The organism is Pantoea sp. K16 (genome assembly GCF_048452805.1).
GTDB classification, from domain to species: domain Bacteria; phylum Pseudomonadota; class Gammaproteobacteria; order Enterobacterales; family Enterobacteriaceae; genus Pantoea; species Pantoea agglomerans.
Genome location: NZ_JBLWNV010000009.1, coordinates 211,595 through 238,036, shown reverse-complemented (window position 1 = coordinate 238,036; position 26,442 = coordinate 211,595). Strand labels below are relative to the sequence as shown.

The 26,442-nt window shown below is 55.9% G+C and carries 23 protein-coding genes; 12 read left to right on the top strand and 11 right to left on the bottom strand.

Annotation, left to right across the window (positions count from 1 at the left end):
- Positions 1–74: 74 nt before the first annotated feature.
- Together nfo and ACK13D_RS13975 are read right to left on the bottom strand one after the other, a co-directional pair.
- The gene (gene nfo, locus ACK13D_RS13980; protein WP_010671008.1) at positions 75–920 is read right to left on the bottom strand and encodes a deoxyribonuclease IV; all 846 of its coding nucleotides are present in this window, start codon (positions 918–920) and stop codon (positions 75–77) included.
- 51 nt (positions 921–971) lie between these two features.
- A complete protein-coding gene (locus tag ACK13D_RS13975; RefSeq protein ID WP_187484449.1) occupies positions 972–2,027 on the bottom strand; it encodes a YeiH family protein in 1,056 nt (351 codons plus the stop codon).
- Between the two features lie 106 nt (positions 2,028–2,133).
- On the opposite strand from ACK13D_RS13975, the gene ACK13D_RS13970 reads away from it, so the two are divergent.
- The 5 genes from ACK13D_RS13970 to ACK13D_RS13950 all read left to right on the top strand — a co-directional run bounded on the left by ACK13D_RS13970 (position 2,134) and on the right by ACK13D_RS13950 (position 7,041).
- The gene (locus tag ACK13D_RS13970; protein ID WP_010248287.1) at positions 2,134–2,508 is read left to right on the top strand and encodes a YkvA family protein; all 375 of its coding nucleotides are present in this window, start codon (positions 2,134–2,136) and stop codon (positions 2,506–2,508) included.
- A gap of 9 nt (positions 2,509–2,517) precedes the next feature.
- The gene (gene yieE, locus ACK13D_RS13965; protein ID WP_010248285.1) at positions 2,518–3,384 is read left to right on the top strand and encodes a DNA-binding transcriptional regulator YeiE; all 867 of its coding nucleotides are present in this window, start codon (positions 2,518–2,520) and stop codon (positions 3,382–3,384) included.
- 117 nt (positions 3,385–3,501) lie between these two features.
- Positions 3,502–4,968 (top strand): amino acid permease, encoded by a 1,467-nt coding sequence (locus ACK13D_RS13960; RefSeq protein WP_022625044.1) that lies wholly within the window; start codon positions 3,502–3,504, stop codon positions 4,966–4,968.
- Between the two features lie 208 nt (positions 4,969–5,176).
- A complete protein-coding gene (locus tag ACK13D_RS13955) occupies positions 5,177–6,253 on the top strand; it encodes a FecCD family ABC transporter permease (protein ID WP_010248280.1) in 1,077 nt (358 codons plus the stop codon).
- Positions 6,253–7,041, top strand: coding sequence for an ABC transporter ATP-binding protein (locus tag ACK13D_RS13950; RefSeq protein WP_010248276.1), 789 nt, complete (start codon positions 6,253–6,255; stop codon positions 7,039–7,041). The genes ACK13D_RS13955 and ACK13D_RS13950 overlap by 1 nt, the downstream gene beginning before the upstream one ends.
- Before the next feature lie 150 nt (positions 7,042–7,191).
- Here the strand turns inward: ACK13D_RS13950 and fghA are convergent, their stop codons facing one another.
- The 3 genes from fghA to ptrR form a co-directional block, all read right to left on the bottom strand.
- Positions 7,192–8,034: an S-formylglutathione hydrolase gene (fghA, locus tag ACK13D_RS13945; protein WP_022625042.1), complete on the bottom strand. Its 843-nt coding sequence runs from the start codon at positions 8,032–8,034 to the stop codon at positions 7,192–7,194.
- Between the two features lie 12 nt (positions 8,035–8,046).
- Complete coding sequence (locus ACK13D_RS13940; RefSeq protein WP_010248270.1) at positions 8,047–9,171, bottom strand: S-(hydroxymethyl)glutathione dehydrogenase/class III alcohol dehydrogenase; 1,125 nt, start codon at positions 9,169–9,171, stop codon at positions 8,047–8,049.
- A 100-nt stretch (positions 9,172–9,271) separates the two neighbouring features.
- Complete coding sequence (ptrR, locus tag ACK13D_RS13935) at positions 9,272–10,183, bottom strand: putrescine utilization regulator PtrR (protein ID WP_010248266.1); 912 nt, start codon at positions 10,181–10,183, stop codon at positions 9,272–9,274.
- 117 nt (positions 10,184–10,300) lie between these two features.
- On the opposite strand from ptrR, the gene ACK13D_RS13930 reads away from it, so the two are divergent.
- The 7 genes from ACK13D_RS13930 to mglC all read left to right on the top strand — a co-directional run bounded on the left by ACK13D_RS13930 (position 10,301) and on the right by mglC (position 18,543).
- The gene (locus ACK13D_RS13930; RefSeq protein WP_061703764.1) at positions 10,301–11,428 is read left to right on the top strand and encodes a YbfB/YjiJ family MFS transporter; all 1,128 of its coding nucleotides are present in this window, start codon (positions 10,301–10,303) and stop codon (positions 11,426–11,428) included.
- A 125-nt stretch (positions 11,429–11,553) separates the two neighbouring features.
- Positions 11,554–12,219, top strand: coding sequence for a GTP cyclohydrolase I FolE (gene folE / locus ACK13D_RS13925; protein WP_010248259.1), 666 nt, complete (start codon positions 11,554–11,556; stop codon positions 12,217–12,219).
- A gap of 49 nt (positions 12,220–12,268) precedes the next feature.
- Positions 12,269–13,429: a DUF418 domain-containing protein YeiB gene (yeiB, locus tag ACK13D_RS13920; protein ID WP_010248256.1), complete on the top strand. Its 1,161-nt coding sequence runs from the start codon at positions 12,269–12,271 to the stop codon at positions 13,427–13,429.
- Positions 13,430–13,576: 147 nt separating this feature from the next.
- Positions 13,577–14,617: an HTH-type transcriptional regulator GalS gene (galS, locus tag ACK13D_RS13915; protein ID WP_022625039.1), complete on the top strand. Its 1,041-nt coding sequence runs from the start codon at positions 13,577–13,579 to the stop codon at positions 14,615–14,617.
- 311 nt (positions 14,618–14,928) lie between these two features.
- Positions 14,929–15,924, top strand: coding sequence for a galactose/glucose ABC transporter substrate-binding protein MglB (mglB, locus tag ACK13D_RS13910; RefSeq protein WP_010248252.1), 996 nt, complete (start codon positions 14,929–14,931; stop codon positions 15,922–15,924).
- A gap of 68 nt (positions 15,925–15,992) precedes the next feature.
- Entirely contained in the window at positions 15,993–17,513 is a 1,521-nt protein-coding gene (mglA, locus tag ACK13D_RS13905; protein ID WP_010248250.1) for a galactose/methyl galactoside ABC transporter ATP-binding protein MglA, read from the top strand.
- Between the two features lie 19 nt (positions 17,514–17,532).
- Positions 17,533–18,543, top strand: a complete 1,011-nt coding sequence (gene mglC / locus ACK13D_RS13900) for a galactose/methyl galactoside ABC transporter permease MglC (RefSeq protein ID WP_010248248.1) — start codon at positions 17,533–17,535, stop codon at positions 18,541–18,543.
- A gap of 706 nt (positions 18,544–19,249) precedes the next feature.
- On the opposite strand, the gene sanA is transcribed toward mglC, so the two are convergent.
- The 6 genes from sanA to metG form a co-directional block, all read right to left on the bottom strand.
- Positions 19,250–19,969 carry an outer membrane permeability protein SanA gene (sanA, locus tag ACK13D_RS13895; protein ID WP_418796648.1) on the bottom strand — a complete coding sequence of 240 codons (720 nt, stop codon included), beginning with the start codon at positions 19,967–19,969 and terminating at the stop codon, positions 19,250–19,252.
- A 135-nt stretch (positions 19,970–20,104) separates the two neighbouring features.
- The gene (locus ACK13D_RS13890; RefSeq protein ID WP_010248245.1) at positions 20,105–21,802 is read right to left on the bottom strand and encodes an NAD-dependent malic enzyme; all 1,698 of its coding nucleotides are present in this window, start codon (positions 21,800–21,802) and stop codon (positions 20,105–20,107) included.
- Positions 21,803–22,071: 269 nt separating this feature from the next.
- Positions 22,072–22,962, bottom strand: a complete 891-nt coding sequence (gene cdd / locus ACK13D_RS13885) for a cytidine deaminase (protein WP_418796646.1) — start codon at positions 22,960–22,962, stop codon at positions 22,072–22,074.
- 120 nt (positions 22,963–23,082) lie between these two features.
- Entirely contained in the window at positions 23,083–23,775 is a 693-nt protein-coding gene (locus tag ACK13D_RS13880; protein WP_022625036.1) for a CidB/LrgB family autolysis modulator, read from the bottom strand.
- Positions 23,768–24,160, bottom strand: a complete 393-nt coding sequence (locus ACK13D_RS13875) for a CidA/LrgA family protein (RefSeq protein ID WP_010248237.1) — start codon at positions 24,158–24,160, stop codon at positions 23,768–23,770. The genes ACK13D_RS13880 and ACK13D_RS13875 overlap by 8 nt, the downstream gene beginning before the upstream one ends.
- Positions 24,161–24,393: 233 nt before the next feature.
- Positions 24,394–26,427 carry a methionine--tRNA ligase gene (gene metG, locus ACK13D_RS13870; RefSeq protein ID WP_010248234.1) on the bottom strand — a complete coding sequence of 678 codons (2,034 nt, stop codon included), beginning with the start codon at positions 26,425–26,427 and terminating at the stop codon, positions 24,394–24,396.
- Positions 26,428–26,442 lie beyond the last annotated feature (15 nt).

The following is a 26,442-nucleotide window of genomic DNA, read 5'->3' as shown; positions in this document are numbered from 1 at the left end:
TGCCACGTTTGACCGTGACAGCCTTTACAAATCTAATCTTAACTGACCAGCATTAAGCCAGCTGGCTCCCTTTTCTATCCCTGCTGTTCGGCTTTCAGCCAGGCAATCTCATCTTTCCAGATATCGGGATTGATGGTCTCCAGAATCAACGGGATGCCATCAAACCGCGGATCTTTCATCAGCCAGCTAAACGCTGTTTTGCCGATATTGCCTTCACCCAGGCTGTGATGGCGGTCAACGCGACTGTCGAAGGCGCTTTTGGCATCGTTAAGGTGCATGCCGCGCAGATAGTTAAAGCCGACAATGCGCTCAAATTCGGCGAAAGTTGCTTCGCAATCCGCTTCGGTACGCAGATCATAGCCACCGGCAAACGCATGGCAGGTATCAATACAGACGCCGACACGCGATTTATCTTCAACATGCTCAATAATGGTGGCGAGATGCTCGAAGCGGAAACCCAGATTACTGCCCTGACCGGCGGTATTCTCAATGACGGCGGTGACGTTCTGGCTCTGGTCGAGAGCGATGTTGATCGACTCCGCAATCCGCTTCAGACAGGCCTCCTCATCAATCTGATGCAGATGGCTGCCCGGATGGAAGTTCAGCAAAGTCAGGCCGAGCTGATCGGCACGTCGTAGCTCATCAATAAAAGCGGCGCGGGATTTCTCCAGCGCCTCTTCAACCGGATGACCCAGGTTTATCAGGAAACTGTCGTGCGGCAGGATTTGCTGCGGACCGAATTTGTACGTCTCGCAGGCGGCGCGAAAAGCATCAATCACCTCAGTCGAGAGCGGGGCGGCCTTCCACTGACGTTGATTTTTAGTAAAGAGCGCGAAGGCGGTGGCTTCTATTTCATGGGCGCGGATCACTGCCTGATCCACGCCACCTGCCGCACTCACATGTGCGCCAATATATTTCATGCCTTTCTCCTGGGGCTGTGCACGGATGAGACGGCATGATACCCGATGCCGCTAGCCCATGAAATGTTGCACCAGCAGATTGATTGCACCGCCGCCCGCGATTAACCAGACAAACACCAGCGCACCCAGCAGCAGCGGTTTAACGCCTGCCTCACGCAATGCCCCGAAACGGGTGGTCAATCCCAGCGCCGCCATCGCCATCGCCAGCAGCAGACCCGCCAGCTGATTCAGCGTCGCCACCACCATGGCAGGCAGCAGCTGCAGCGAGTTAAACAGTGCAACACCGATAAACAGCAGGGCGAACCAGGGAAACGTCACAGCCTGGCGTGCGTTGCTTCCTTGACGTTTACCGCGTATCACGGCGCTCAGGCAGAGCAGAAAGGGAGCCAGCATCATTACCCGCAGCATTTTGGCAATGACCGCGCTGTTCTCAGCTTCCGGGCTGATGCTGTGTCCGGCGGCCACCACCTGCGCTACTTCATGGATGGTTGAGCCGGTAAAAACACCAAACTGCGCCGCACTCAGGTCCGGGAACAGCTCATGCGCCAGCGGCCACAGCAGCGGATAGATAAAGATCGCCAGCGTGCCGAACAGCACCACGGTCGCGATAGCCACCGCAACTTTCGACGGCGCGGCTTTGACTACCGGCTCGGTCGCCAGTACAGCCGCAGCACCGCAGATACTGCTGCCCGCACCAATCAGCCAGACGGTATCGCGATCCAGCTTCAGCAGCCGCATGCCCAGCAGGCAGGTTATCAGGAAGGTGCTGGTCAGGGTCAGCGCATCAATCAGGATGCCGCTGAAACCGACGTCAGCAATTTGTTGTAAAGTGATGCGAAAGCCAAACAGGATGATCCCCAGCCGCAGCAGTTTCTGCTTAGCCAGCAGCACGCCGTTGTCGCAGCGTGACGCCAGCGGCGAATAGATGCTGTTACCGACCAGGATGCCCAGCATAATCGCCAGAGTCAGTGAACCCAGCCCCAGGGCGGCAATCATCGGTTGCTGCGCCAGCCAGCTGGCTGCCCCGGCAATCACGGCGGTCAGCAGCAGACCCGGGATCCAGAGCGGAACGGGATGATGCGGTTTAGCGATGCTCAGTTCAGTCATGGTGGTCACTCCTCCTGGTTGAGACCCGATCATGACGGCGACTGGCTTAAAAGTGAAATTGATAATATATTTATAATTAACCAGAATAAACGATAAGGCAGCAATCATGATAGTTTCTCGTCTGCGCCGCTGGGCGACGCTGATCAAAAGAGATGTGTTTGTGCTGGGGTTTGCCTTCCGCGATCCCCGCACACCCTGGTGGAACAAGCTGGGGATGCTGGGGCTGGTCGCCTATGGCATCAGCCCGATCGATATCATTCCTGATGTCATCCCCTTTGTCGGTCTGCTGGATGACGCGGTGATTATTCCGACGGGCGTCATGGTGCTGCTGCGTTTACTGCCGAGAGAGGTGCGCATCAGCAGCAGCGAGCGGGCGCAGTCTCAACGTTCGCGTGGCAAAAAGATTGCAGGCTGGCTGGTGGCGATAGGGCTGATCTGGCTGGCATTAATCATTTACCTGGTCAGGCAGTCACTGAGTTAAGAGGCAACGATGCACATTACGCTGCGGCAAATTGAAGTTTTCACCGAAGTGCTTAAGAGCGGCTCCACCACTCAGGCTTCGCAACTGCTGGCGCTGTCGCAGTCGGCGGTGAGTGCAGCGCTGGCCGATCTGGAGAGTCAGCTCGGCGTGCAACTGTTTGACCGGGTTGGCAAACGGCTGGTGCTCAATGAGCATGGACGGCTGCTCTATCCCCGTGCAGTAGGGCTGCTGGAGCAGGCGGGCGAAATCGAGCAGCTGTTTAAAGAGGATAACGGCGCGATCCGCATCTTTGCCAGCAGCACCATCGGCAACTATCTGCTGCCAGGCATGATGGCCGCTTATCGTCGCGATTTTCCCCGCCTGCCGCTGGAGCTGAGTGTCGGCAACAGTCAGGATGTGATTCAGGCGGTTTCCGATTTCCGCGTCGATGTCGGATTAATTGAAGGGCCGTGCCATATGACCGAGCTGGTCAGCGAGCCCTGGCTCGAAGATGAGCTGGTGGTGTTTGCCGCGCCAGACGCGGCGATTCTGCAACAGCCGGTGACGCTGCAAACCCTGGCTGACGCCCCGTGGATCCTGCGCGAACGCGGCTCCGGCACCCGTGAAATTGTCGATTATCTGCTGCTGTCGCATCTGCCGAGTTTTCAGCTGGGCATGGAGCTGGGCAATTCCGAGGCGATTAAACATGCGGTGCGGCACGGCATGGGCATCAGCTGTCTTTCGCGCCGGGTGATTGCCGATTTGCTGGAGGCGGGCACGCTGGTTGAACTGACGATTCCGCTGCCGCGTCTTATCCGCACGCTCTATCGCATCCACCACCGGCAGAAGCATATTTCCAAAGCACTGACGCGGTTTTTTTCCTATTGTCGCGAGTAATTACTAATAATTCCGGCGCGATCATGAAGTTAACTAATAACAGGTTGGCATTCGCTATACAGAGGCGATCTGGCTGCTACAATCGCGCCTCATTTTTACCCAGCGTAGCGTTAACACATGCATAATGACTCAAATACAACACAACAACCTGCATTACGACGTGCGTTAAAAGCCCGTCACCTGACGATGATCGCCATCGGCGGCTCCATTGGTACCGGCCTGTTTGTCGCCTCCGGTGCCACCATCGCTCAGGCTGGCCCCGGCGGAGCACTGCTCTCCTATATCCTCATCGGCCTGATGGTCTACTTCCTGATGACCAGCCTCGGCGAACTGGCTGCGTTCATGCCGGTATCGGGTTCCTTCGCCACCTACGGCGCAAAATATGTCGAAGAGGGCTTTGGTTTCGCACTCGGCTGGAACTACTGGTACAACTGGGCGGTTACCATCGCGGTTGACCTGGTAGCGTCCCAGTTGGTGATGAACTACTGGTTCCCCGACACGCCTGGCTGGATCTGGAGCGCGCTGTTCCTGGGGCTGATGTTCCTGCTCAACTACATTTCGGTCAAAGGCTTTGGCGAGGCGGAATACTGGTTCTCGCTGATTAAAGTGGCCACCGTGATTATCTTTATCATCGTTGGCGTGCTGATGATCACCGGCATTATGCGCGGTGCTGAACATGCGGGCTGGCAGAACTGGCAGGTGGGCGACGCGCCGTTTGCGGGCGGCTTTGCGGCGATGATTGGGGTGGCGATGATTGTGGGATTCTCCTTCCAGGGCACCGAACTGATCGGTATCGCGGCGGGCGAATCTGAAGATCCGGCGAAAAATATTCCGCGCGCTGTGCGGCAGATTTTCTGGCGTATTCTGCTGTTCTATGTGTTCGCTATCCTGATTATCAGCCTGATCCTGCCATACACCGATCCGCAGTTGCTGCACAATGATATCGACGATATCAGCGTCAGCCCGTTCACCCTGGTGTTCCAGAACGCCGGTCTGCTCTCTGCCGCCGCCGTCATGAATGCGGTGATCCTGACGGCTGTGCTGTCAGCGGGTAACTCCGGGATGTATGCGTCAACGCGTATGCTTTACAACCTTGCCAGCGAAGGTAAAGCGCCACGGATTTTCGCGAAGCTCTCTAAAGGCGGCGTGCCGCGTAATGCCCTGTGGGCCACCACCGTGGTGGCCGGACTGTGCTTCCTGACCTCAAAATTTGGTAATCAGGAAGTCTATCTGTGGCTGCTGAATACCTCAGGCATGACCGGGTTTATTGCCTGGCTGGGTATTGCCATCAGTCACTATCGCTTCCGTCGGGGCTATGTCGCCCAGGGACGTGACCTGAACGATCTGCCTTACCGTTCCGGCTTCTTCCCGCTGGGTCCGATTTTCGCCTTTGTGCTCTGCCTGATCATCACGCTGGGTCAGAACTACCAGGCATTCCTCAACGACAGCATCGACTGGTACGGCGTGGCGGCAACCTACATCGGCATTCCGCTGTTCCTGATTATCTGGTTCGGCTACAAGCTGACGCGCGGCAGCCGTTTCGTGAAGTACAGCGAAATGGAGTTTCCGGTTCACAAAGATTAACTCTGCGTCATCGCCCGCACAAAACCCGCCAGGGATGGCGGGTTCTGCGTCTTTGCGAAAGGCACAGGCTCCCTGAGCCATTCTCCTGCCTGCAACACCGTTTTTTACTGTTTTTTCACGTCTCGCTTATGTTCTCGAATTGATAATTATTATCACCTGCACTATTGTGGCTGCGTTTTCTGACGTGATAGCCACACAGGGTTCAAACATGACTACCGAAACTTCGCTGCTGGCGGGGGAAGAGACGCTTCACCACACCATGCAAAACTATCATCAGGTGCTGCGCCGCCGCTTAATCTGGATTGGCGTGCTGTTGCTGGCGATACTCGCCTCGCTGATCCTCGACTTCACGCTGGGTCCGGCGGGACTCTCACTTGAAACGCTGTGGAATACGCTGCTCAGCCCCGAGAGCGTCGATGCCGGCACGCGCGTCATTGTCTGGGACATTCGTCTGCCCTATGCGCTGATGGCGCTGGTAGTGGGCCTGTCGCTGGGTCTGGCGGGCGCAGAAATGCAGACCATCCTGAATAACCCGCTGGCCAGTCCGTTTACCCTCGGTGTCTCATCGGCGGCGGCGTTTGGTGCCGCGCTGGCGATCATCCTCGGCGTGGGTATTCCCGGCATTCCCGATCAGTGGTTAATTTCTGCCAACGCCTTTGTCTTTGCTCTGTTTGCCGCGCTGATGCTGGATGCCGTGACCCGCTGGACTCAGGTCTCTTCGGCGGGCGTGGTGCTGTTCGGTATCGCGCTGGTCTTCACCTTTAACGCCCTGGTATCCATGATGCAGTTCATCGCCAGCGAAGATACCCTGCAGGGCCTGGTGTTCTGGACCATGGGTAGCCTGGCGCGCGCCTCCTGGGAGAAGCTGGGCGTGCTGAGCGTGGCGCTGGCCATTCTGGTGCCGTTTTCCATGATGAGCAGCTGGAAGCTGACGGCGCTGCGTCTGGGCGAAGACCGCGCGGTAAGCTTTGGCATTGATGTGCGTCGTCTGCGCCTGACTACGTTACTGCGCATCAGTATCCTCTCTGCCCTGGCGGTCGCGTTTGTCGGCCCGATCGGTTTCATTGGGCTGGTCGCTCCCCATATCGCCCGCATGATGTTTGGTGAAGATCACCGTTTCTATCTGCCCGCCAGTGCGCTGGTCGGCGCGCTGGTGCTGTCGCTGGCGTCGGTCGCCTCGAAAAACCTGCTCCCTGGTGTAATCATCCCGGTTGGCATTGTCACCTCACTGATTGGCGTGCCGTTCTTCCTGAGTATTATTCTGCGTCATCGGGGGACGGTATGATGGAACAGGGTCTGACGTTACGCGGCTTCAGTGCCGGGTACCCAAAAAATAAAGTCATTGATAATCTTAATATCGCGCCGCTGCCGCGCGGCGAGATCACCGTGCTGCTGGGGCCGAATGGCTGTGGTAAATCGACGCTGCTGCGTGCACTGGCCGGTCTGAATAAAGGCCAGGGCGAGATGTGGCTCAACGGTGAGGATCTCATGACCCAGCCGTTTGCCCGGCGTGCGAAGAACGTGGTCTATCTGCCGCAGTCGCTGCCTGCGGGCGTGCATCTGCATGTGCTGGAGTCGATCATCGTGGCGCAGCGTGCCTCCGGGGGTCTGCACAGCGCCAGCAGCGAAGCGGAAATCATGCATCTGCTGGAGCAACTTGGCATTGCCCATCTGGCGATGCGATATCTCGATCAGCTCTCCGGCGGACAGAAGCAGCTGGTCGGGCTGGCGCAGTCACTGATCCGTCGCCCTAAGCTGCTGCTGCTGGATGAACCGCTGAGCGCACTGGATCTCAACTACCAGTTTCACGTAATGGACCTGGTGCGGCGCGAAACCGCCCAGCGTAACATCGTGACGGTGGTAGTGGTGCATGACATCAATATTGCACTGCGTCATGCGCAACATGCGCTGATGCTGAAGCAGGGCGCGCTGGTGGCGGAAGGGCAGCCGGATAAGGTGATCACGCCTGCCACTCTGGCAAAAGTGTATGGCGTCGATGGTCGTATCGAACACTGCTCGCGTGGTATTCCGCAGGTGATGATCGACGGGCTGACAGGCCCGGCACTGGTCTGATATTGAGCAGGCGTCCGGTAGGGCGCTGAGCATCACTGTTCTGAGAAAGGAATTTTACAGGGCAGGCTGGCAGGACGCTGGCTCTGTGACAGAGCGTTAGCCAGCAGAGCAGGCATAAAAGTTCAGGGCCGCGAATGCGGCCCTGATTGTTTACGCCAGCAGATGCTGCGCATGGAAGCGCAGATGATCTTCCACAAAGCTGGCTATAAAGAAGTAGCTATGGTCATAACCCGGCTGAATGCGCAGCGTCAGCGGGAAACCCACCTCATTCGCGACGTCTTCTAACCGCTCCGGTTGCAGCTGATCGGCCAGGAACTGATCGCTGTCGCCCTGATCGATCAGCATCGGCAGCCGATGCGACACCTCTGCCATCAGCTGGCAGCTGTCATATTCCCGCCACGTTGCACGATCGTCGCCCAGATAGGCCTGAAACGCTTTCTGGCCCCAGGGTACCTGCATCGGATTCACAATCGGAGCAAAAGCGGAAGCCGAGGCAAAGCGGTTACCCAGACGCAGCGCCAGCATCAGCGCGCCGTGTCCGCCCATGGAGTGACCCATAATCGACTGACGTTCACTGACCTTGAAGTTATCCGCAATCAGGGCGGGTAACTCGCTGCTCAGATAATCGAACATGCGGAAATGGCTGGCCCAGGGCTGTTGGGTGGCATTGAGATAAAATCCCGCGCCCTGACCCAGATCGTATCCTTCATCATTCGCAACCCCTTCGCCGCGCGGGCTGGTGTCCGGCATAATCAGCACCAGACCCAGTTCCGCTGCAACCCGCTGTGCGCCGGCTTTGCTGGTGAAGTTCTCATCGTTGCAGGTCAGCCCGGCCAGAAACCAGACCACCGGCGGCGGCGCATCACCGTGCGGGCCAGGCAGATAGATGCTGAAGGTCATCGGGCAATTCAGCACCGCAGACTGATGACGCCAGCGCTGCTGCCAGCCGCCAAAAATACGGTGTTCTTCCAGTAGCTCCAGAGTGGATGCCATAACGCCTCCTGATTACTTGTTAAAGTGCACGACCGAGCGAATCGATTTTCCTTCGTGCATCAAATCAAAGGCGTCGTTGATCTCTTCCAGCGGCATGGTGTGAGTGATGAAGTCGTTCAGCGCAAATTTACCGTCGAGGTAATCCTGCACAATGCCAGGCAGCTGCGAACGGCCTTTTACGCCGCCAAACGCGGAACCGCGCCAGACGCGACCGGTCACCAGCTGGAACGGACGGGTGGAGATCTCTTCACCAGCACCGGCGACGCCGATAATCACGGACTCGCCCCAGCCTTTGTGGCAGCACTCCAGCGCGGAACGCATCACGTTGACGTTACCAATACATTCAAACGAGAAATCCACGCCGCCGTCGGTCAGCTCGACGATCACATCCTGAATCGGCTTGTCGTAATCTTTAGGGTTGATCAGATCGGTGGCACCCAGTTTGCGTGCCAGATCGAATTTGCTGGTGTTAAGGTCGATGGCAATGATGCGGCCCGCTTTCGCCATCTTCGCGCCGATGACCGCAGAGAGGCCAATGCCGCCGAGACCGAAAATCGCCACGGTGTCGCCTTCTTTCACTTTGGCGGTGTTCATCACCGCGCCCATGCCAGTGGTCACGCCACAGCCCAGCAGACAAACCTCTTCCAGCGGCGCTTCTTTACTGATTTTCGCCAGCGAGATTTCCGGGATTACCGTGTACTCAGAGAAGGTTGAGGTGCCCATATAGTGGAAAATGGGTTTGCCATCTTTAAAGAAGCGGGTGGTGCCATCCGGCATCAGGCCTTTGCCCTGAGTGGTACGGATCGCCTGGCAGAGGTTAGTTTTGCCTGAAAGACAATATTTACATTTGCCACACTCCGGCGTGTAGAGCGGAATGACGTGGTCACCCACTTCAACGCTGGTCACGCCTTCGCCCACGGCTTCGACGATACCGCCGCCTTCATGGCCAAGAATCGCCGGGAAAACGCCTTCCGGGTCGGTGCCGGACAGGGTGTAGGCGTCGGTATGACAGACGCCGGTCGCGACGATACGCACCAGCACTTCACCTTTCTGCGGTGGCATTAAATCAACTTCTTCGATTTTCAGCGGTTCGCCAGCAGCCCAGGCAACAGCGGCACGGGTTTTGATCATATTCATGCAATCCCTCTTCCAGTCAGATTGTGACGCGCAGTGGCGCCGGGTGGTCGTGATGATTCAAAGCCTGGTGGGTCAGGCTCTTAAACATAGCGTGGAACGCTTATTCCGCCGCCTGTAATGGGTAAATCAGCTCATCGTTGAGCGGACGATCGTCAAATTGTTCAATAATCAGGTACTTCAGTGCTTCAACATTCGGCGTAAAGGCGTCGCGTCGCCACATCAGCCAGGTGGCGGTGTCGCGATAAGCAGGAGGTAACGTATGCGCCTGCACCCGTGACCGATCCGCCATCTGTTTCAGCACCGAGGCCGGGATCATCGCTACGCCCGCACCGCCTGCCACGCAGGCCAGCATGGCGTGATAGGACTGAATCTCCATCACACTGTTGGGCGCGGTCTGGCTGTCCCGATACCAGCTCTCCAGCTTCACCCGGTAAGAGCAGCTGTTGCGAAAGGCAAACAGGGTATCGTCCTGCACGTCGCGCGCGGTGGCGATTGGCGCATGATCGAGCCCGGTGATCAGTATCATCTCTTCGCGAAAGGCGATGCAGCCATTGAGATCGTCATGGGAGACCGGGCCATCCACCAGCGCGGCCGCCAGGGTGCCTTCACGCACCCGATCGATGATTTCGCCCGAGGTGCCGGTAATCAGCGATAGCGCCACTTTGGGGAAGCGCTGGTGATAGGCGGCGAGCAGGCCGGGCAGACGCGTCGCCGCGGTGCTCTCCATTGAGCCCAGCGCAAAGTTGCCCGCCGGTTCACCGGTGCGGGTCATGCTCATCGCTTCTTCACTTAATGCCAGGATACGCTGCGCATAATTCAGAAAATTATGGCCCATTGGTGACAGGCGAATGCGCTGTTTCTCACGAATAAAGAGATCCACACCTAATTCTTCTTCCAGCTGGCGCAACCGCGTGGTGAGATTAGAGGGGACGCGATGCAGCTGTTCTGCTGCGCGCGCCAGCGAACCCGTTTCGGCGACGGAACAGAACATACGCAGCTGAACTAAATCCATATCTTCTCTTCCTGTAAGCAAGTTGGTTAAAATTATTCACTTTCCGTGAGTTTAATCATCCTGCATGCTGTTAGCAAGTCAGAAGAGATCTCAGGGCAGAACAACAGGAGTTCAGCAATGGCGTTACGCGTCGCGCTCAGCGCGTTTTTAACCTTATTTGTCGCGATGGGCATTGGCCGGTTTGCCTTTACGCCCCAGGTGCCGCTGATGATTCAGGCACACCAGCTGACACTCACCAGTGCCAGCCTGGTCGCGGCACTTAACTATCTTGGCTATCTGTGTGGCTCATTTGATGCCATGCGCGCACACCGGCGGGTTGAGCTGCGATTGCAGGCGGGCGTATGGGGCGCGGTGATCCTGACCCTGCTCTCAGCATTCGCCAGCGGACCGTGGCTGCACGGCGCAATCCGCTTTCTGATTGGCTGGTCCAGCGGCTGGGCGATGGTGCTGGTGGCGGCCTGGAGCAATGAACAGCTGCATCGTCATGGCCGGGCAGGGCTGTCGGCGGCCGTTTTTGCCGGGCCGGGCTGCGGCATTTTTGTCAGCGGTCTGCTGGGGGTAGCGCTGCACACATTGCAGGTTTCTGCCGGTCTGGCCTGGGCCGCTTACGGTGCGCTGGCGCTGCTGCTGATTGCGCTGATTACCCGTAATCTGCCGCGTCGGGGCGAACTGCATCGCCCGGATCAGGCACCCGAGCCGCTGGTGCTGGATCGCAACCTTAAACGGCTGGTACTGAGTTACAGTCTGGCAGGCTTTGGCTACATTCTGCCCGCCACCTTTTTGTCGCAGATGGCCGCCACGCGGTTTCCTGACGGCATCTTCGCGCAGTTTGTCTGGCCGATTTTTGGCGGCGCGGCGATGATCGGCATCCTGCTGGGGATCCTGACGCGACGCTGGGGGCACAGCCACGTCCGCCTGGCACTGGTGCTGTGGGCGCAGGCGCTGGGCGTATTTGCCGCGGCGCTGCTGCCAGGCTTTAGCGGCCTGCTGGCCGGTGCGCTGCTGGTGGGGGGCGGTTTCCTCAGCGTGGTGCAGCTGTCGCTGCTCTGCGCCCGTGAGCTGGCACCCAATCATCTGCGCTACATGGCTGGCCTGCTGACCACCGGCTATGCTATCGGACAGCTGGTCGGCCCGCTGCTCTCTTTTCTCTCCACAGCCCTGTTACATCGGCTGGAGCCTGCCCTGTGGGTTGCAGGGGTTAGCCTGGTCTGGGCCGGCCTGCTGGTGTGGCGGCGAACCGGGTGAAAAGCTTTCATCACCAATCTGATTGATTGCTGGATTCCCCGCAAAGAAAGTTTCACAATACGCGCCTGATTACAGGGCCCGCTGGCAAAAGCTGGCGGGCGCAACACCAGCCGGAGAAGAGTAAGATGAGCACCCTAAGTCAGGAAGCTGCCCTGGTTCACGAAGCGCTGCTGGCGCGTGGACTGGAAACGCCGTTACGTGCACCGACGCGCGATATAGATGACAACACACGTAAAAGTCTGATTGCCGGGCACATGACCGAGATTATGCAGCTGCTGAATCTGGATCTTGAAGATGACAGCCTGATGGAAACGCCGCATCGCATCGCCAAAATGTATGTGGATGAAGTCTTTTCCGGTCTCGACTACGCCAACTTCCCGAAAATCACCGTCATTGAGAATAAAATGAAGGTTGATGAGATGGTGACCGTGCGTGATATCACGCTGACCAGCACCTGTGAACACCACTTTGTGATCATCGATGGCAAAGCGACCGTCGCCTACATTCCCAAAGAAAAGGTGATTGGCCTGTCGAAAATCAACCGTATCGTGCAGTTCTTTGCCCAGCGCCCGCAGGTGCAGGAGCGTCTGACGCAGCAGGTTCTGGTCGCACTGCAGACACTGCTGGGCACCAACAATGTGGCTGTTTCTATTGATGCGGTGCATTACTGCGTGAAAGCGCGTGGCGTAAAAGATGCCACCAGCGCCACGACGACGACCTCTCTGGGCGGCCTGTTCAAGTCCAGCCAGAATACCCGCCAGGAATTTTTGCGCGCGGTGCGCCATAGTTGAGTCTACGGCGGGCGCATAACGTTGCCCGCCTCAATGGTGCAGGTGCCGCATGCAACGCTATCACGCGCTGGATTTCATTCGTGGATGTGCCATTCTCGGCATTCTGCTGCTCAATATTGTCGGCTTTGGCCTGCCTTCTGCCGCCTACCTTAATCCGGCCTGGCAGGGCAGCGTCAGCCTGTCCGATGTCTGGACATGGGCGATCTCTGACGCCTTTGCCCAGCTCAAATTCCTCACCCTGTTTGCGCTGCTGTTTGGCGCAGGTCTGCAAATGCAGCTGCCACGCGGCAGTCGCTGGCTGACTGCCCGGCTCTCACTGCTGGTGCTGATCGGTTTTCTGCACGGCGTTTTTCTCTGGGAGGGCGATATCCTGCTGGACTACGGCATTATCGGACTGGTGGTCTGGCGGGTAGTGCGCGATGTCCCTTCCACCCGCAGCCTGATGAATACCGGCATTCTGCTCTATCTGGTGGGCTGTGGCGTTCTGCTGGTGTTTGGGTCAATCTCCGATCCTGAACCGACCCGATCCTGGCTGCCAGGTGCTGCCGATCTGCAATATGAACAGTACTGGAAACTGACCGGCGGCTGGGAAGCGATACAGAACCGGCTGGATCATCTCTCGTCAGGACTGATGGCGCTGGCGGCGCAGTATGGCTGGCAGCTGGCGGGCCTGATGATGATCGGTGGCGCACTGCTGCGCAGTGGCTGGCTGATTGGCGAGTTTTCAGCGCAACATTACCGTCAGGCGGCGGCGCTGCTGCTGACGATGGGGTTGTTGATTGCGGTGGCCGGTGTGGCAGCGCAATGGCTGTTACATTGGGAATTCCGCTGGACCGCTTTTTATCTGCAAGCCCCGCGCGATCTCGCCAGCCCGCTGATTAGCCTGGGCTATGCCGCGCTCTGTCTGGCTTACTGGCCGCAGATAGCGCGCTGGCGCATCAGCTATGCCATTCAGTGCGTGGGCCGCATGGCGCTGACCAACTATCTGCTGCAGTCGCTGATCTGCACCACGCTGTTCTATCGCTTCGGCTTCTATATGCACTTCACCCGGCTGGAGCTGGTGCTGATGGTGCCTGCGGTCTGGCTTATCAATATCCTGTTTTCACTCATCTGGTTACATTTCTTCGCCCAGGGTCCGCTGGAGTGGCTGTGGCGGCGGCTCACGCTGATCTCAGCCGGTAAATCGCGCATCACTGACAACGCCAGATAATGACCGCCATCACAAAGGTTACAGAATTGTATGTAACCGTTTTCATTGATGTGACGCAATTCACGCTGTACGCCTCCTGCCCCTGACAAAATAGCGCCGGTGTTCAACCCGGCGTGATGCCTTATTTTTCCTTTGTGGAACTGCTGCATGATAACAATTCGTGATGTTGCCCGTCAGGCTGGCGTGTCGGTGGCGACCGTGTCGCGCGTCCTCAATCAGAGCAGCGCCGTCACCTCTGACACCCGCGACGCCGTGTTACAGGCGGTGGAAGCGCTGGGCTATCGCCCCAACGCCAATGCGCAGGCGCTGGCGACGCAGGTCAGTGACACCATTGGTGTGGTGGTGATGGATGTTTCGGATCCCTTCTTCGGTGCACTGGTTAAAGCGGTGGATACCGTGGCGCAGCGCGTGCACAAACATGTGTTAATCAGCAACTCCTGGCATCAGGAAGAGAAAGAGCGTCATGCCATTGAAGTGCTGATTCGTCAGCGTTGCAGCGCCCTGGTGGTGCACGCCAAAACACTGCCTGACGCTGAGCTGGCGGATTTTATGCGCCACGTTCCGGGCATGGTGGTGATTAACCGCATCGTGCCCGGATTTGAACACCGCAGTGTCAGTCTGGATAACGTCACGGGTGCATTGATGGCTTCACGAACCCTGCTACAGCAGGGGCATAGCCGGATTGGATACCTTTGTTCCAGCCATCCCATCGAAGATGTGGCGCAGCGCCGTGAAGGGTGGATTCAGGCGATGGCAGAGCAGGGCATCCGGCCCCAGGAGAGCTGGATAGCCAGCGCAGAGCCCGATATGCAGGGCGGCGAAGCGGCGATGGTGGAGCTGCTGGGACGCAATCTCAACCTCAGTGCGGTGTTTGCCTATAACGACGGCATGGCGGCTGGTGCACTCACTGCGCTGAAAGACAACGGCATCCAGGTGCCACAGCATTTTTCTGTCATTGGCTTTGATGACATCCCCATTTCCCGTTACACCGATCCGCAGTTAACCACTGTGCGCTATCCCATTGTATCTATGGCAAAAATCGCCACTGAACTGGCGCTGCAGGGCGCAGCCGGACTGCTGGATGACACGGCAACGCACATCTTTATGCCAACGCTGGTGCGGCGTCATTCGGTGGCGCAGCGGCAAAATGTGGAGTCCGTCACTAATTCAGGCGATTCAGCCATGTAACCGTTTTCAATCTGTGATTACATTCACAGTTAATTAACATTGCTCTCACTATGATGGCAGCGTCTTACCGGACTGAAACATTATGTAACGCCAGTGTAACGGCATCAGTTGTGGTCTCAGTAGCCGGTTAAAGGGTTTATACCCTCTTCATGGAAGCATTCTGTCACAGGGAAGTCAGGTTTTAGACGGTGTTCAATGGCTTAACATCCTCATTACGTTAACCGACGCGCCGATCTGTTTTACCGATTGCTCTCCCGCCTTTATGGCGCGGTAGCGCTAAAAAGACCCTGCATAATAAAACCGGAGATACCATGAATAAGAAGGTTTTCACGCTTACAGCACTGGTTGCCAGCATGATGTTTGGTGCAACCGCTCACGCAGCTGACACCCGTATCGGCGTGACCATTTACAAATATGATGACAACTTCATGTCAATGGTGCGCAAAGACATCGAGAAAGAAGCGAAAGCGATCGGTGGCGTGCAGTTGCTGATGAATGATTCACAGAATGACCAGTCCAAACAGAACGATCAGATTGACGTGCTGATGGCAAAAGGCGTGAAAGCGCTGGCGATTAACCTGGTTGACCCGGCTGCGGCTGCGGTGGTAGTAGACAAAGCGCGTGCCAACGACGTGCCGGTGGTCTTTTTCAACAAAGAACCTAACGCCAAAGTGCTGGCCGGTTATGACAAAGCTTACTATGTCGGTACCGACTCTAAAGAGTCAGGCATCATTCAGGGTCAGCTGATTGAGAAGCACTGGAAAGCCACACCAGCGTGGGATCTGAACAAAGATGGTCAGATTCAGTTCGTGCTGCTGAAAGGCGAACCGGGCCATCCTGATGCAGAAGCCCGTACCAAATATGTGATCGATACCCTGAACAAAGATGGTCTGAAAACCCAGCAGTTAGCGATGGATACTGCAATGTGGGATACCGCTCAGGCCAAAGATAAGATGGATGCGTGGCTGTCAGGCCCGAATGCCAAAAAAATCGAAGTGGTGATTGCCAACAACGATGCGATGGCGATGGGTGCGGTTGAAGCGCTGAAAGCGCACAACATGACCTCAATTCCGGTCTTTGGCGTCGATGCACTGCCAGAAGCGCTGGCGCTGGTGAAATCCGGTGCGCTGGCCGGTACCGTGCTGAACGATGCGGAAAACCAGGCGAAAGCAACGCTGGATATTGCCAACAATCTGGCTAACGGCAAAGCCGCCACCGACGGAACAAACTTCAAGATGGTTGATAAGATCGTCCGCGTTCCTTACGTGCCGGTTGATAAAGAAAATCTGTCTCAGTTCGTGAAATAAGATCGATTACGGGCGCGACCGCTGTCGCGCCTTTTTTATGTCACCACCGTTTTTTAGCCAGGTAAAATATGGCCAGTGATAATACGACCGCGCAGCGAGAATATCTGCTGGAAATGACGGATGTCTCAAAATCATTTCCCGGCGTTAAAGCGTTAGATAATGTGAATTTAAAAGTGCGGCCTCACTCTGTTCATGCATTAATGGGCGAGAACGGTGCCGGGAAATCCACCTTATTAAAATGCCTGTTTGGTATTTATAAAAAAGATACCGGCAGCATCCTGTTTCAGGGTAAAGAGATCGACTATAAAAGTTCCAAAGAGGCGCTGGAAAATGGCGTGTCGATGGTGCATCAGGAATTAAATCTGGTCCTGCAGCGTACCGTGATGGACAATATGTGGCTTGGGCGTTATCCGCGCAAAGGCTTCTTTGTCGATCAGGATAAAATGTACCGGGATACCAAAGCGATTTTTGACGAGCTGGATATTGATATCGATCCGCGCGATAAAGTTGCCAATCTCTCTGTATCGCAGATGCAGATGATTGAAATTGCCAAAGCGTTCTCCTACGACGCGAAAATTGTGATTATGGATGAGCCGACCTCCTCGTTAACCGAGAAAGAGGTTAATCACCTGTTCACGATTATTCGTAAGCTGAAAGATCGCGGCTGTGGCATTGTTTATATTTCGCACAAAATGGAAGAGATTTTCCAGCTGTGTGATGAGATCACTATCCTGCGTGATGGTCAGTGGATCACCTCTCAGCCGCTGGAAGGGCTGGATATGGATAAGATCATCTCCATGATGGTCGGCCGTTCACTGAACCAGCGTTTCCCTGACCGTACCAACGTGCCAGGCGAGACGATTCTTGAGGTGCGTCATCTGACGTCACTGCGTCAGCCATCGATTCGCGACATCTCATTTGATTTGCGTAAAGGGGAGATACTCGGCATTGCCGGGCTGGTGGGCGCCAAACGTACCGATATCGTCGAAACGCTGTTTGGCATTCGCGAAAAATCGGGCGGCACCATTAAACTGCATGGCAAACCGATTAATAATCACAGCGCCAATGAAGCCATTAACCACGGTTTTGCGCTGGTGACTGAAGAGCGTCGCTCAACCGGTATTTATGCTTTCCTCGACATTGGTTTTAACTCGCTTATTTCCAATATCAAAAAATATAAAAACAGTATGGGACTGCTGGATAATAAACGCATGAAGAGTGATACCCAATGGGTGATCGATTCTATGCGTGTAAAAACGCCAGGCCACCATACTCAGATTGGTTCGCTTTCGGGCGGTAACCAGCAAAAAGTGATTATTGGCCGCTGGTTATTGACCCAGCCTGAAATCCTGATGCTTGATGAACCCACTCGCGGTATTGATGTTGGTGCAAAATTCGAAATTTACCAGTTAATTGCTGAGCTGGCGAAAAGAGAAAAGGGCATCATTATTATCTCATCCGAAATGCCGGAGCTGTTAGGCATTACCGATCGTATTCTGGTAATGAGTAATGGTCTGGTAGCAGGCATAGTTGATACCAAAACGACCACGCAGAACGAAATATTGCGTTTAGCGTCATTACACCTTTAATGAAGCAAGGGCTGTTAACATGAAAGCGACTACAAAAAAGAATGCGCTAACCTGGTTAAAAGAGGGCGGCATTTATGTCGTGCTGCTGGTATTGCTGGCTATTATTATTTTCCAGGACCCCTCATTTTTAAGTTTAATGAACCTGAGTAATATTCTGACCCAATCTTCGGTGCGCATTATTATTGCACTGGGTGTGGCGGGTTTGATTGTGACCCAGGGTACTGACCTGTCAGCCGGACGTCAGGTCGGTCTGGCGGCGGTGGTCGCCGCGACGCTGCTGCAGGCGATGGATAACGCGAACAAGGTCTTCCCGACGCTGGATACGGTGCCGATTCCACTGGTTATTCTGACCGTGTGCATCATCGGCGGCGTGATTGGACTGGTCAACGGTGTGATTATTGCTTACCTCAAGGTAACGCCATTTATCACCACGCTGGGCACCATGATCATCGTTTACGGTATCAACTCACTTTATTACGACTTTGTTGGCGCATCACCGATTGCCGGTTTTGATACAGGGTTCTCGAAATTTACCCAGGGCTTCTTACGCTTTGGTGATTTCAAGCTTTCGTTCATCACCTTTTACGCCGTGATTGCCATTATTTTCGTCTGGGTGCTGTGGAATAAAACCCGTTTCGGCAAGAACATTTTTGCTATCGGCGGTAACCCGGAAGCGGCGAAAGTCTCAGGCGTTAACGTCAACCTGAACCTGATCATGATTTATGCCCTGTCAGGTGTGTTCTATGCCTTCGGCGGGATGCTGGAAGCGGGTCGTATCGGTTCGGCCACCAACAACCTTGGCTTTATGTATGAGCTGGATGCGATTGCGGCCTGTGTGGTCGGCGGTGTCTCCTTCGCCGGTGGTGTGGGTAGCGTGGCGGGCGTAGTGACCGGTGTGTTGATCTTCACCGTCATCAACTATGGTCTGACCTATATCGGCGTTAACCCTTACTGGCAGTACATCATTAAAGGCGGCATCATCATCTTCGCCGTGGCGCTGGATTCCCTGAAATATTCTCGTAAGAAGTAAGTCCAACTCCACGCTAAAGAAGCGACCTTCGGGTCGCTTTTTTATTATGTAAAAGAAGGGATTGTCGCTGGAGTGCAGGCATTGTTGCTGGAGTGCATGCATTGTCGCTGTGAGATCGAGTCTGCGAAGGGAACACGGTCAGATCGGAAAGTCGCAAAAGCCGTCATCCATGACACGCTCGGCCCACGCCATCCCTGGCGTGGGACGCTTTCCTCTTCTGACCGTGTTCCCTGCGCGCTAAGCTTATTTATTGCTGTCATATGTAGCCCGCTTCAACTTCTCAGCAGACCGGTCTTTACCATCAGACGGCGACAAAAGCTAAAACGATGGGAGCATACGCCTGTAGCAAAGCGCTGGCTCGTTTACGGGCGCACCTCAGGGATGGTGTGCGTACTAAAAACGCCGGGAGCGTTTTTGAACAACGCAATGCATTGGCCCGTCTATGGGCGCACCTCAGGGATGAGGTGCGTACTAAAAACGCCGGGAGCGTTTTTGAACAACGCAACGCGTTGGCCCGTTTCGGGCGCACCTCAGGGATGAGGTGCGTAATCGCCTACGCTGAGCCCGCCAGTGATGGCGTCTTTTGCGTCTTGGCGGAAGGCGTATGCTCCCTGCCAGCATATTACCGTCAGCTCCCTGAGCCCTGCACGTCACTGCCAGACTTCGGCACAGCAGTAACCAGCATAAAGAAGCCGCAGCGCGTGAGCTATTTCCGCAGCTTCTGTTCCAGCTCCAGCAGCTGCTCCGGCGTTACCGCCGGGTAACTCTGGGCATCTTCAGGGACATCGCGTACGGCGGGGATCGGCACCAGTGGGCCCAGGAAGCGCGGTTCGCGCTTAAGCAGGAAGAGGTCCACCAGCGCGCCCAGCCGGGCACCTACCTCACGGAAGCGCACGCTAAGCATGTTCTTCGGTGAGGGCACCGCATAACACTGCGCCTGAATACCCAGCTGTAAGGCGATAAACAGCGCACGCTCACAATGGAAACGCTGCGTGATAATAATGAAGTCGTTGGTATCAAACACTTTGCGGGTGCGCACAATCGAATCCAGCGTGCGGAAACCGGCATAGTCCAGCACGATATCAGCCGGATCGACACCGGCTTTGATGAGATCGCGGCGCATCGTCATCGGCTCGTTATAGCTTTGCAGCGCGTTATCACCGCTTAACAGCAGATAATTGACCTTGCCGCTGTTGTAGGCATTCAGCGTGCCCTGCATACGATAGAGGTAATACTGATTGATGACGCCGGTGCGATAATATTTCGCCGTACCCAGTACCACACCGACCTGACGATGTGGCAAAGAGGCGACATTTTCGTAGATAAAGGGCGCAGTTTTCCAGCTGATCCAGCGATCAAGGCCGAGCGCCGTTGCCATCATCAGTAAGATGATGAAAAGCAGACCAATGAAAACGCGTTTCAGCATGCGCCTGGAGACTCGATGTCAGAATAGTGAGATGGGACAAGGCTACTTGAGCTGTCACTGTGAAGCAAGTTACTGCCGGCTGGCTGTGCTCTTTTTGAACACTGCCGGATCGGATGCAATCCGGCAGTCTGAAGATTAAATCGAGGTACGACGATAATGACGGTACTGCGGCAGCCAGAAGTTGTTGGCGATAGCCTGTGACAACACATCTTCAGAGGTCACCACGGCGACACCCGCCAGCTGAGCAGCTTTACCCACTTCCATCGCAATGATTTTCGATACACCCTGGATATCTTTAATCTCAGGCAGCACCGGGCCTTCACCTTCATTCACCAGCGGAGAGCAGTCAGCAAGCGCGCGGCTGGCGGTCATCAGCATGGTATCGGTAACGCGGCTGGCACCCGAAGCAATCACACCCAGACCAATGCCCGGGAAGATGTAGGAGTTGTTACACTGCGCAATCGGATAGGTTTTACCGTTCCAGCTCACCGGCGAGAACGGACTGCCGGTTGCGACCAGTGCGGCACCGTCAGTCCAGGCGATGATATCGGCTGGCGTCGCTTCCACGCGTGATGTCGGGTTCGACAGTGGCATCACAATAGGGCGCTTACAGTGCTTGTGCATCTCGCGGATGATCTCTTCGGTGAACAGGCCCGGCTGGCCAGAGACACCAATCAGAATATCGGGCTGCGCATTGCGCACCACGTCCAGCAGCGAGATGGAATCATTGGTGACATCCCACTGCTGCAGGTTTTCGCTCTTCTGCACCAGCTTGCTCTGGAAATCGAGCAGGTTAGGCAGCTTGTCAGTGAGCAGACCAAAGCGATCCACCATCATTACGCGGCCACGCGCTTCCTCGTCACTCAGACCTTCGGATTTCATCTGTGCGATGATCTGTTCAGCGATACCACAACCTGCGGAACCGGCGCCCAGGAACACCACTTTCTGCTCGCACAGGCGGCTGCCGGCGGCGCGGCTGGCGGCAATCAGCGTACCCACGGTCACGGCGGCAGTGCCCTGAATATCATCATTAAAGCAGCAGACTTCATCGCGATAGCGGTTCAGCAGTGGCATGGCATTCTTCTGGGCGAAATCTTCAAACTGCAACAGCACTTTCGGCCAGCGGCGTTTAACGGCCTGAATAAAATCGTTCACGAACGCATCATACTCTTCACCGGTGATGCGCGGATGACGCCAGCCCATATAGAGCGGATCGTTCAGCAACTGCTGGTTGTTGGTACCAACATCCAGCACCACCGGCAGGGTGTAAGCCGGACTGATGCCGCCACAGGCGGTGTAGAGTGAAAGCTTACCAATCGGGATACCCATACCGCCGATGCCCTGATCGCCGAGGCCCAGAATACGCTCGCCATCGGTCACCACGATCACCTTCACATTCTGCTTGGTGGCGTTTTGCAGCATATCTTCGATATGGTCGCGGTTAGGGTAGGAGATGAACACGCCACGCGCACGACGGTAGATTTCAGAGAAGTGTTCGCAGGCTGCGCCGACGGTCGGGGTGTAGATGATGGGCATCATCTCTTCGAGATGGTTATCCAGCAGGCGGTAGAACAGCGTTTCGTTGGTGTCCTGAATGTTACGCAGGTAGACATGCTTATCGTTATTGTTTTTGAAGTCCTGGAACTGACGCCAGGCACGCTGCGCCTGCTCTTCAATCGATTCCACTGCTTCTGGCAGCAGACCGTTGAGGTTGAATTCGTTACGTTCTTCGATACTAAAGGCGCTGCCTTTGTTCAGCAGGGGAAATTCCAGCAAAATCGGGCCAGCATAAGGGATATACAGCGGGCGTTTACTTTCGTAGTCGAGTTCCATGCGGTAATGCTCCGGTTGCAGTGTTGTCTGGCGTCACGCCGGAAAGGTAGCGCCAGTTTTCTTACCCGTTATAGCTCAGACTGCAGGCCTGGCAGCGGCAGGGTAACCGCTGCAGAAACATTCACGACCGTGCTGCCATCCTGCAACCTGAATTATTCAGAGTAATTTGTAATGACGTGAATTCTGGCGCCAGATCCTATGAAATTTCCCGCAGAAGTACAGCGTTTGTTCATAAAAGCTCACAAAACTGTGGCCTCTCTGACAGCGGGTTATGCTTTGTACAGCGTCACCTGCAGCAGCTCACCGCAACCAAATGTCTTAAGCGTCGCCTGTGTGGCGGCGAACTGGCTTAGCGTGGCATTTTCCACTTCGGCTAATACCGCTTTTTTTATCTGACGAACATCGCCACCCTGCATGTTGAGCAGGACCAGCGCCGCCTGAAGGGGCGGGAAACTCGGGTTAAAGGCGGCATTTTCCGCATAGCGCCCGGTGACAATCGCGCCGGTTGCGGTCAGCAGCGCAACACCGGCGTGTGACTGGCTGTAAGGCGCGTGGCTGGCATTGGCAGCGGCAACCGCGGCCTGCACCAGTTCATCGCCTTCGGCTACATAGCCGTGATCCACGCTGTCCATCAGGAAGGTCGTGATGTCCAGATCGCGCGGTCCAAAGGCATCCGGCAGATAATCGGCCAGGGTGCTGACCGCGCGTTGTGGCAGGCTGATGCGAATGTTCGTGCCGCTGTTCAGCTCGTTCATAAACTGACGGCAGTGACCGCACGGTGTGTAGTTAACGGTGATCGTCTCAAGCTGACTTTCGCCACGCAGCCACGCATGGGTAATGGCGCTCTGCTCGGCGTGAACCGTCTGCTGCAAAGGCGTACCGGTAAATTCCATGTTGGCCCCGAAGTACCAGTTGCCGCTGACGCCACGGGCGATAGCCCCGACGTTAAAATGCGACACGGTAGCAACGGCACAGGCCGCCGCCAGGGGCAGCAGCGCCAGCGCCAGAGCATCGGCATCCATCTGTGTCTGTTGCTGCAGTGAGGCGACCTGGTCGGCGCTCAGCACCGCCTGAAAGCCAGGATCGTCCAGCAGCGGAGAGAGTGCGGTTTGCAGCGTTGACGGCAATGCCTCAAAGGCAGAGAGGAAACGGGATTGCATGTGAGCCTCATTAGATTCAGCAGGGCGATGTGCCAGTCACCGGTTTATATGTGATCCACATCGCTCTGACAATGTAACCTGTGTTGCATGTTTCAACTTTGCGAGATCTCTCGCAAACTTTCAGCCAAACCAGTGCAGCAGCAGCGGAAAAATAAACGGCGCCAGCAGTGAGGTGATGATGCCGCAGATCACCAGCGCCAGTGAGCTGAATGCCCCTTCCTGATAGTCGAGTTCAGCGGCGCGCGCTGTGCCGAGTGCGTGCGACGCGTTACCTATCGCCAGTCCGCGCGCTGCCTTAGATTTCACGCCAAGCAGATTCAGCACGGTATGTCCGAACACCGCACCCAGTACTCCGGCAATCAGCACGCAGATGGCGCTGATGGCGGGAATGCCGTGCAGTGAACCGGAGACGGCCATCGCAATGGGCGTGGTAACGGATTTAGGTATGATGGTAGCGGCGATTTCAGGCGTGGCACCCATCCACAGAGCAATAGCGGTGCCAGAGGTCATGGCGGTCACACTGCCGATAAAGCAGACGCCAATAATCGATTTCCAGCGGGCACGGATCTGATGCATCTGCTCATACAGCGGCAGGGCCAGCGCGACAACAGCCGGTTGCAGCAGTTGATTAAGAATCTGACTGCCCGCGAAATAGCGCGAATAGGGCAGCTGCAACAGCAGCAGAATCGGGATAATTATCGCCATCGCCACCAGCAGCGGATTGAGCAGCGAGATTTTCAGCCGTATCGCCAGTTTGCGTGCCAGAAAAAATGCCGCCAGCGTCAGTGGCAGTGACCACCATATTTCACTCATCGCCTGACTCTCCGGCCGGACGGCGACTATGAAGCTGGTGGGCGCTTACGCCGACAATAGAGAGAACCAGGAAAGTGCTGACGACGCAGGAGATCACGATAGGGCCAAACTGCGCGGTCAGAATATCGGTGTAGCTCATCACCCCGACGCTGATCGGCACAAACAGCAGCGCCATATAGCGAATCAGCAGATGGCAGCCCGGTTTAACCCAGCTGACCGGCAGGATCTGCGAGGCGAGCAGGGCAAACAGAATTAACATCCCAAGGATGCTGCCAGGCAGTTTGATGGGCAGCAGCGAGGCGATGCCGATTCCGGCGTATAAGCAGAGATAAATGATGATAAAGGCGCGAAGATAGCGCCCGCAGACAGACAGCACGGTGAGCATGGCAGGCTCCTGTTTTCACTGAGCTTCATCATACGCATTAACCGCTTAGCGTGCTAGCGATCACATTTATGCAGCGGTGTGGCATTAGCAGATACAGATTTTCAGGGGCGGGAGTGGAATGGAAGCGGTGCACATTCAGAGCGAGGAGAGATAACCCTTCGCGCCCGTGATGAGGCTCGAAGGGTGTGAGAACGGCACTGCGCTAAGCGGTTAAAGCCGCAGAATGCAGAGTGTTACTTAACGGGCATTCCCGGTACAGCACCGCTGTCGACGGACAGCACAAACAGATCTTTGCCGCCAGGACCCGCTGACAGCACCATGCCTTCAGAGATACCAAAGCGCATTTTACGCGGCGCGAGGTTGGCCACGATAATGGTCATTTTACCGACCAGCACAGAGGGATCGGGATAGGCGGCGCGGATACCCGAGAAGATCTGACGCTTTTCACCGCCCAGGTCGAGCTGCAGGCGCAGCAGCTTGTCCGAACCCTCAACCAGTTCCGCCTGCTCAATCAGCGCCACGCGCATATCAACTTTGGCGAAATCGTCGATGGTGATGGTGTCACCTACCGGCGAATCTGCCAGCGGGCCGCTTGCGGCCGGTGCACTGGCGGCAGCGGCATCCTCTTTCGAGGCCTCAATCAGTCCTTCAACCTTTGCCATCTCAATGCGGCTGTAGAGCGCTTTGAATGGCGCAACCTGGTGGTCCAGCAGCGGTTGCGCGATAGCATCCCAGCTCAGTTCGCAGTTCAGGAAGCCTTCTGCACGGGCGCTCAGTGACGGCAGCACCGGCTTCAGCCAGGTCATCAGAATGCGGAACAGGTTAATGCCCATTGAGCAGATCGCCTGCAGATCGGCATCACGGCCTTCCTGCTTCGCCACCACCCACGGAGCCTGCTCATCGACATAGCGGTTCGCCAGGTCAGCCAGCGCCATGATCTCACGGATAGCACGGCTGTATTCACGACCGGCCCAGGCGTCACCAATCTTCTCTGACGCGTCCACAAAGGTCTGATAGAGCGCCGGATCGGCCAGCTCAGCCGCCAGTTTGCCGTCAAAGCGTTTAGTGATAAAGCCCGCGTTACGTGACGCCAGGTTAACCACTTTGTTGACGATGTCGGCGTTTACGCGCTGGACGAAATCTTCCAGATTCAGGTCGATATCGTCGATACGTGAAGAGAGTTTCGCCGCGTAGTAGTAACGCAGGCTGTCCGCATCCAGATGCTGCAGCCAGGTGCTGGCTTTAATAAAGGTGCCGCGCGACTTCGACATCTTGGCACCGTTGACGGTGACATAGCCGTGCACAAACAGATTGTTCGGTTTGCGGAAGTTGCTGCCTTCCAGCATCGCTGGCCAGAACAGGCTGTGGAAGTAGACGATATCTTTACCGATGAAGTGATAGAGCTCGGTAGTAGAGTCTTTACGCCAGAATTCGTCGAAGTCGATGTCGCCGCGCTTGTCGCACAGGTTCTTGAACGAGCCCATGTAGCCGATAGGCGCATCCAGCCAGACATAAAAATATTTGCCTGGCGCGTCCGGAATTTCAAAGCCGAAGTAAGGCGCGTCGCGGGAGATATCCCACTGCTGCAGGCCCGATTCGAACCACTCCTGCATTTTGTTCGCCACCTGATCCTGCAGCGCACCCGAGCGGGTCCAGGCCTGCAGCATGGCGCTGAACGAGGGCAGATCAAAGAAGAAGTGTTCAGAGTCGCGCAGAACCGGTGTCGCGCCAGAGACCACCGATTTTGGCTCGATCAACTCGGTCGGGCTGTAGGTCGCGCCACACACTTCGCAGTTATCGCCATACTGATCGGCAGATTTACATTTCGGGCAGGTGCCTTTTACAAAACGGTCCGGCAGGAACATCCCTTTTTCCGGATCGTAAAGCTGGGAAATGGTGCGGTTTTTAATGAAACCGTTCTCTTTCAGACGGCCATAAATCAGCGCAGAAAGCTCACGGTTTTCGTCGCCGTGGGTCGAGTGATAGTTGTCATAGCTGACGTTGAAACCGGCAAAGTCGGCCTCATGCTCGCTTTTCATTTCTGCAATCATCTGCTCCGGTGCAATCCCTAACTGCTGAGCTTTCAGCATGATAGGCGTGCCGTGCGCATCATCGGCGCAGATGAAATAAACCTGATTGCCACGCATTCGCTGATAACGCACCCAAATGTCGGCCTGGATATGCTCGAGCATGTGGCCGAGATGGATTGATCCGTTCGCGTAAGGCAGTGCGCACGTTACCAGAATTTTTTTAGCGACTTGAGTCATAGTTTGCGTAGCTTT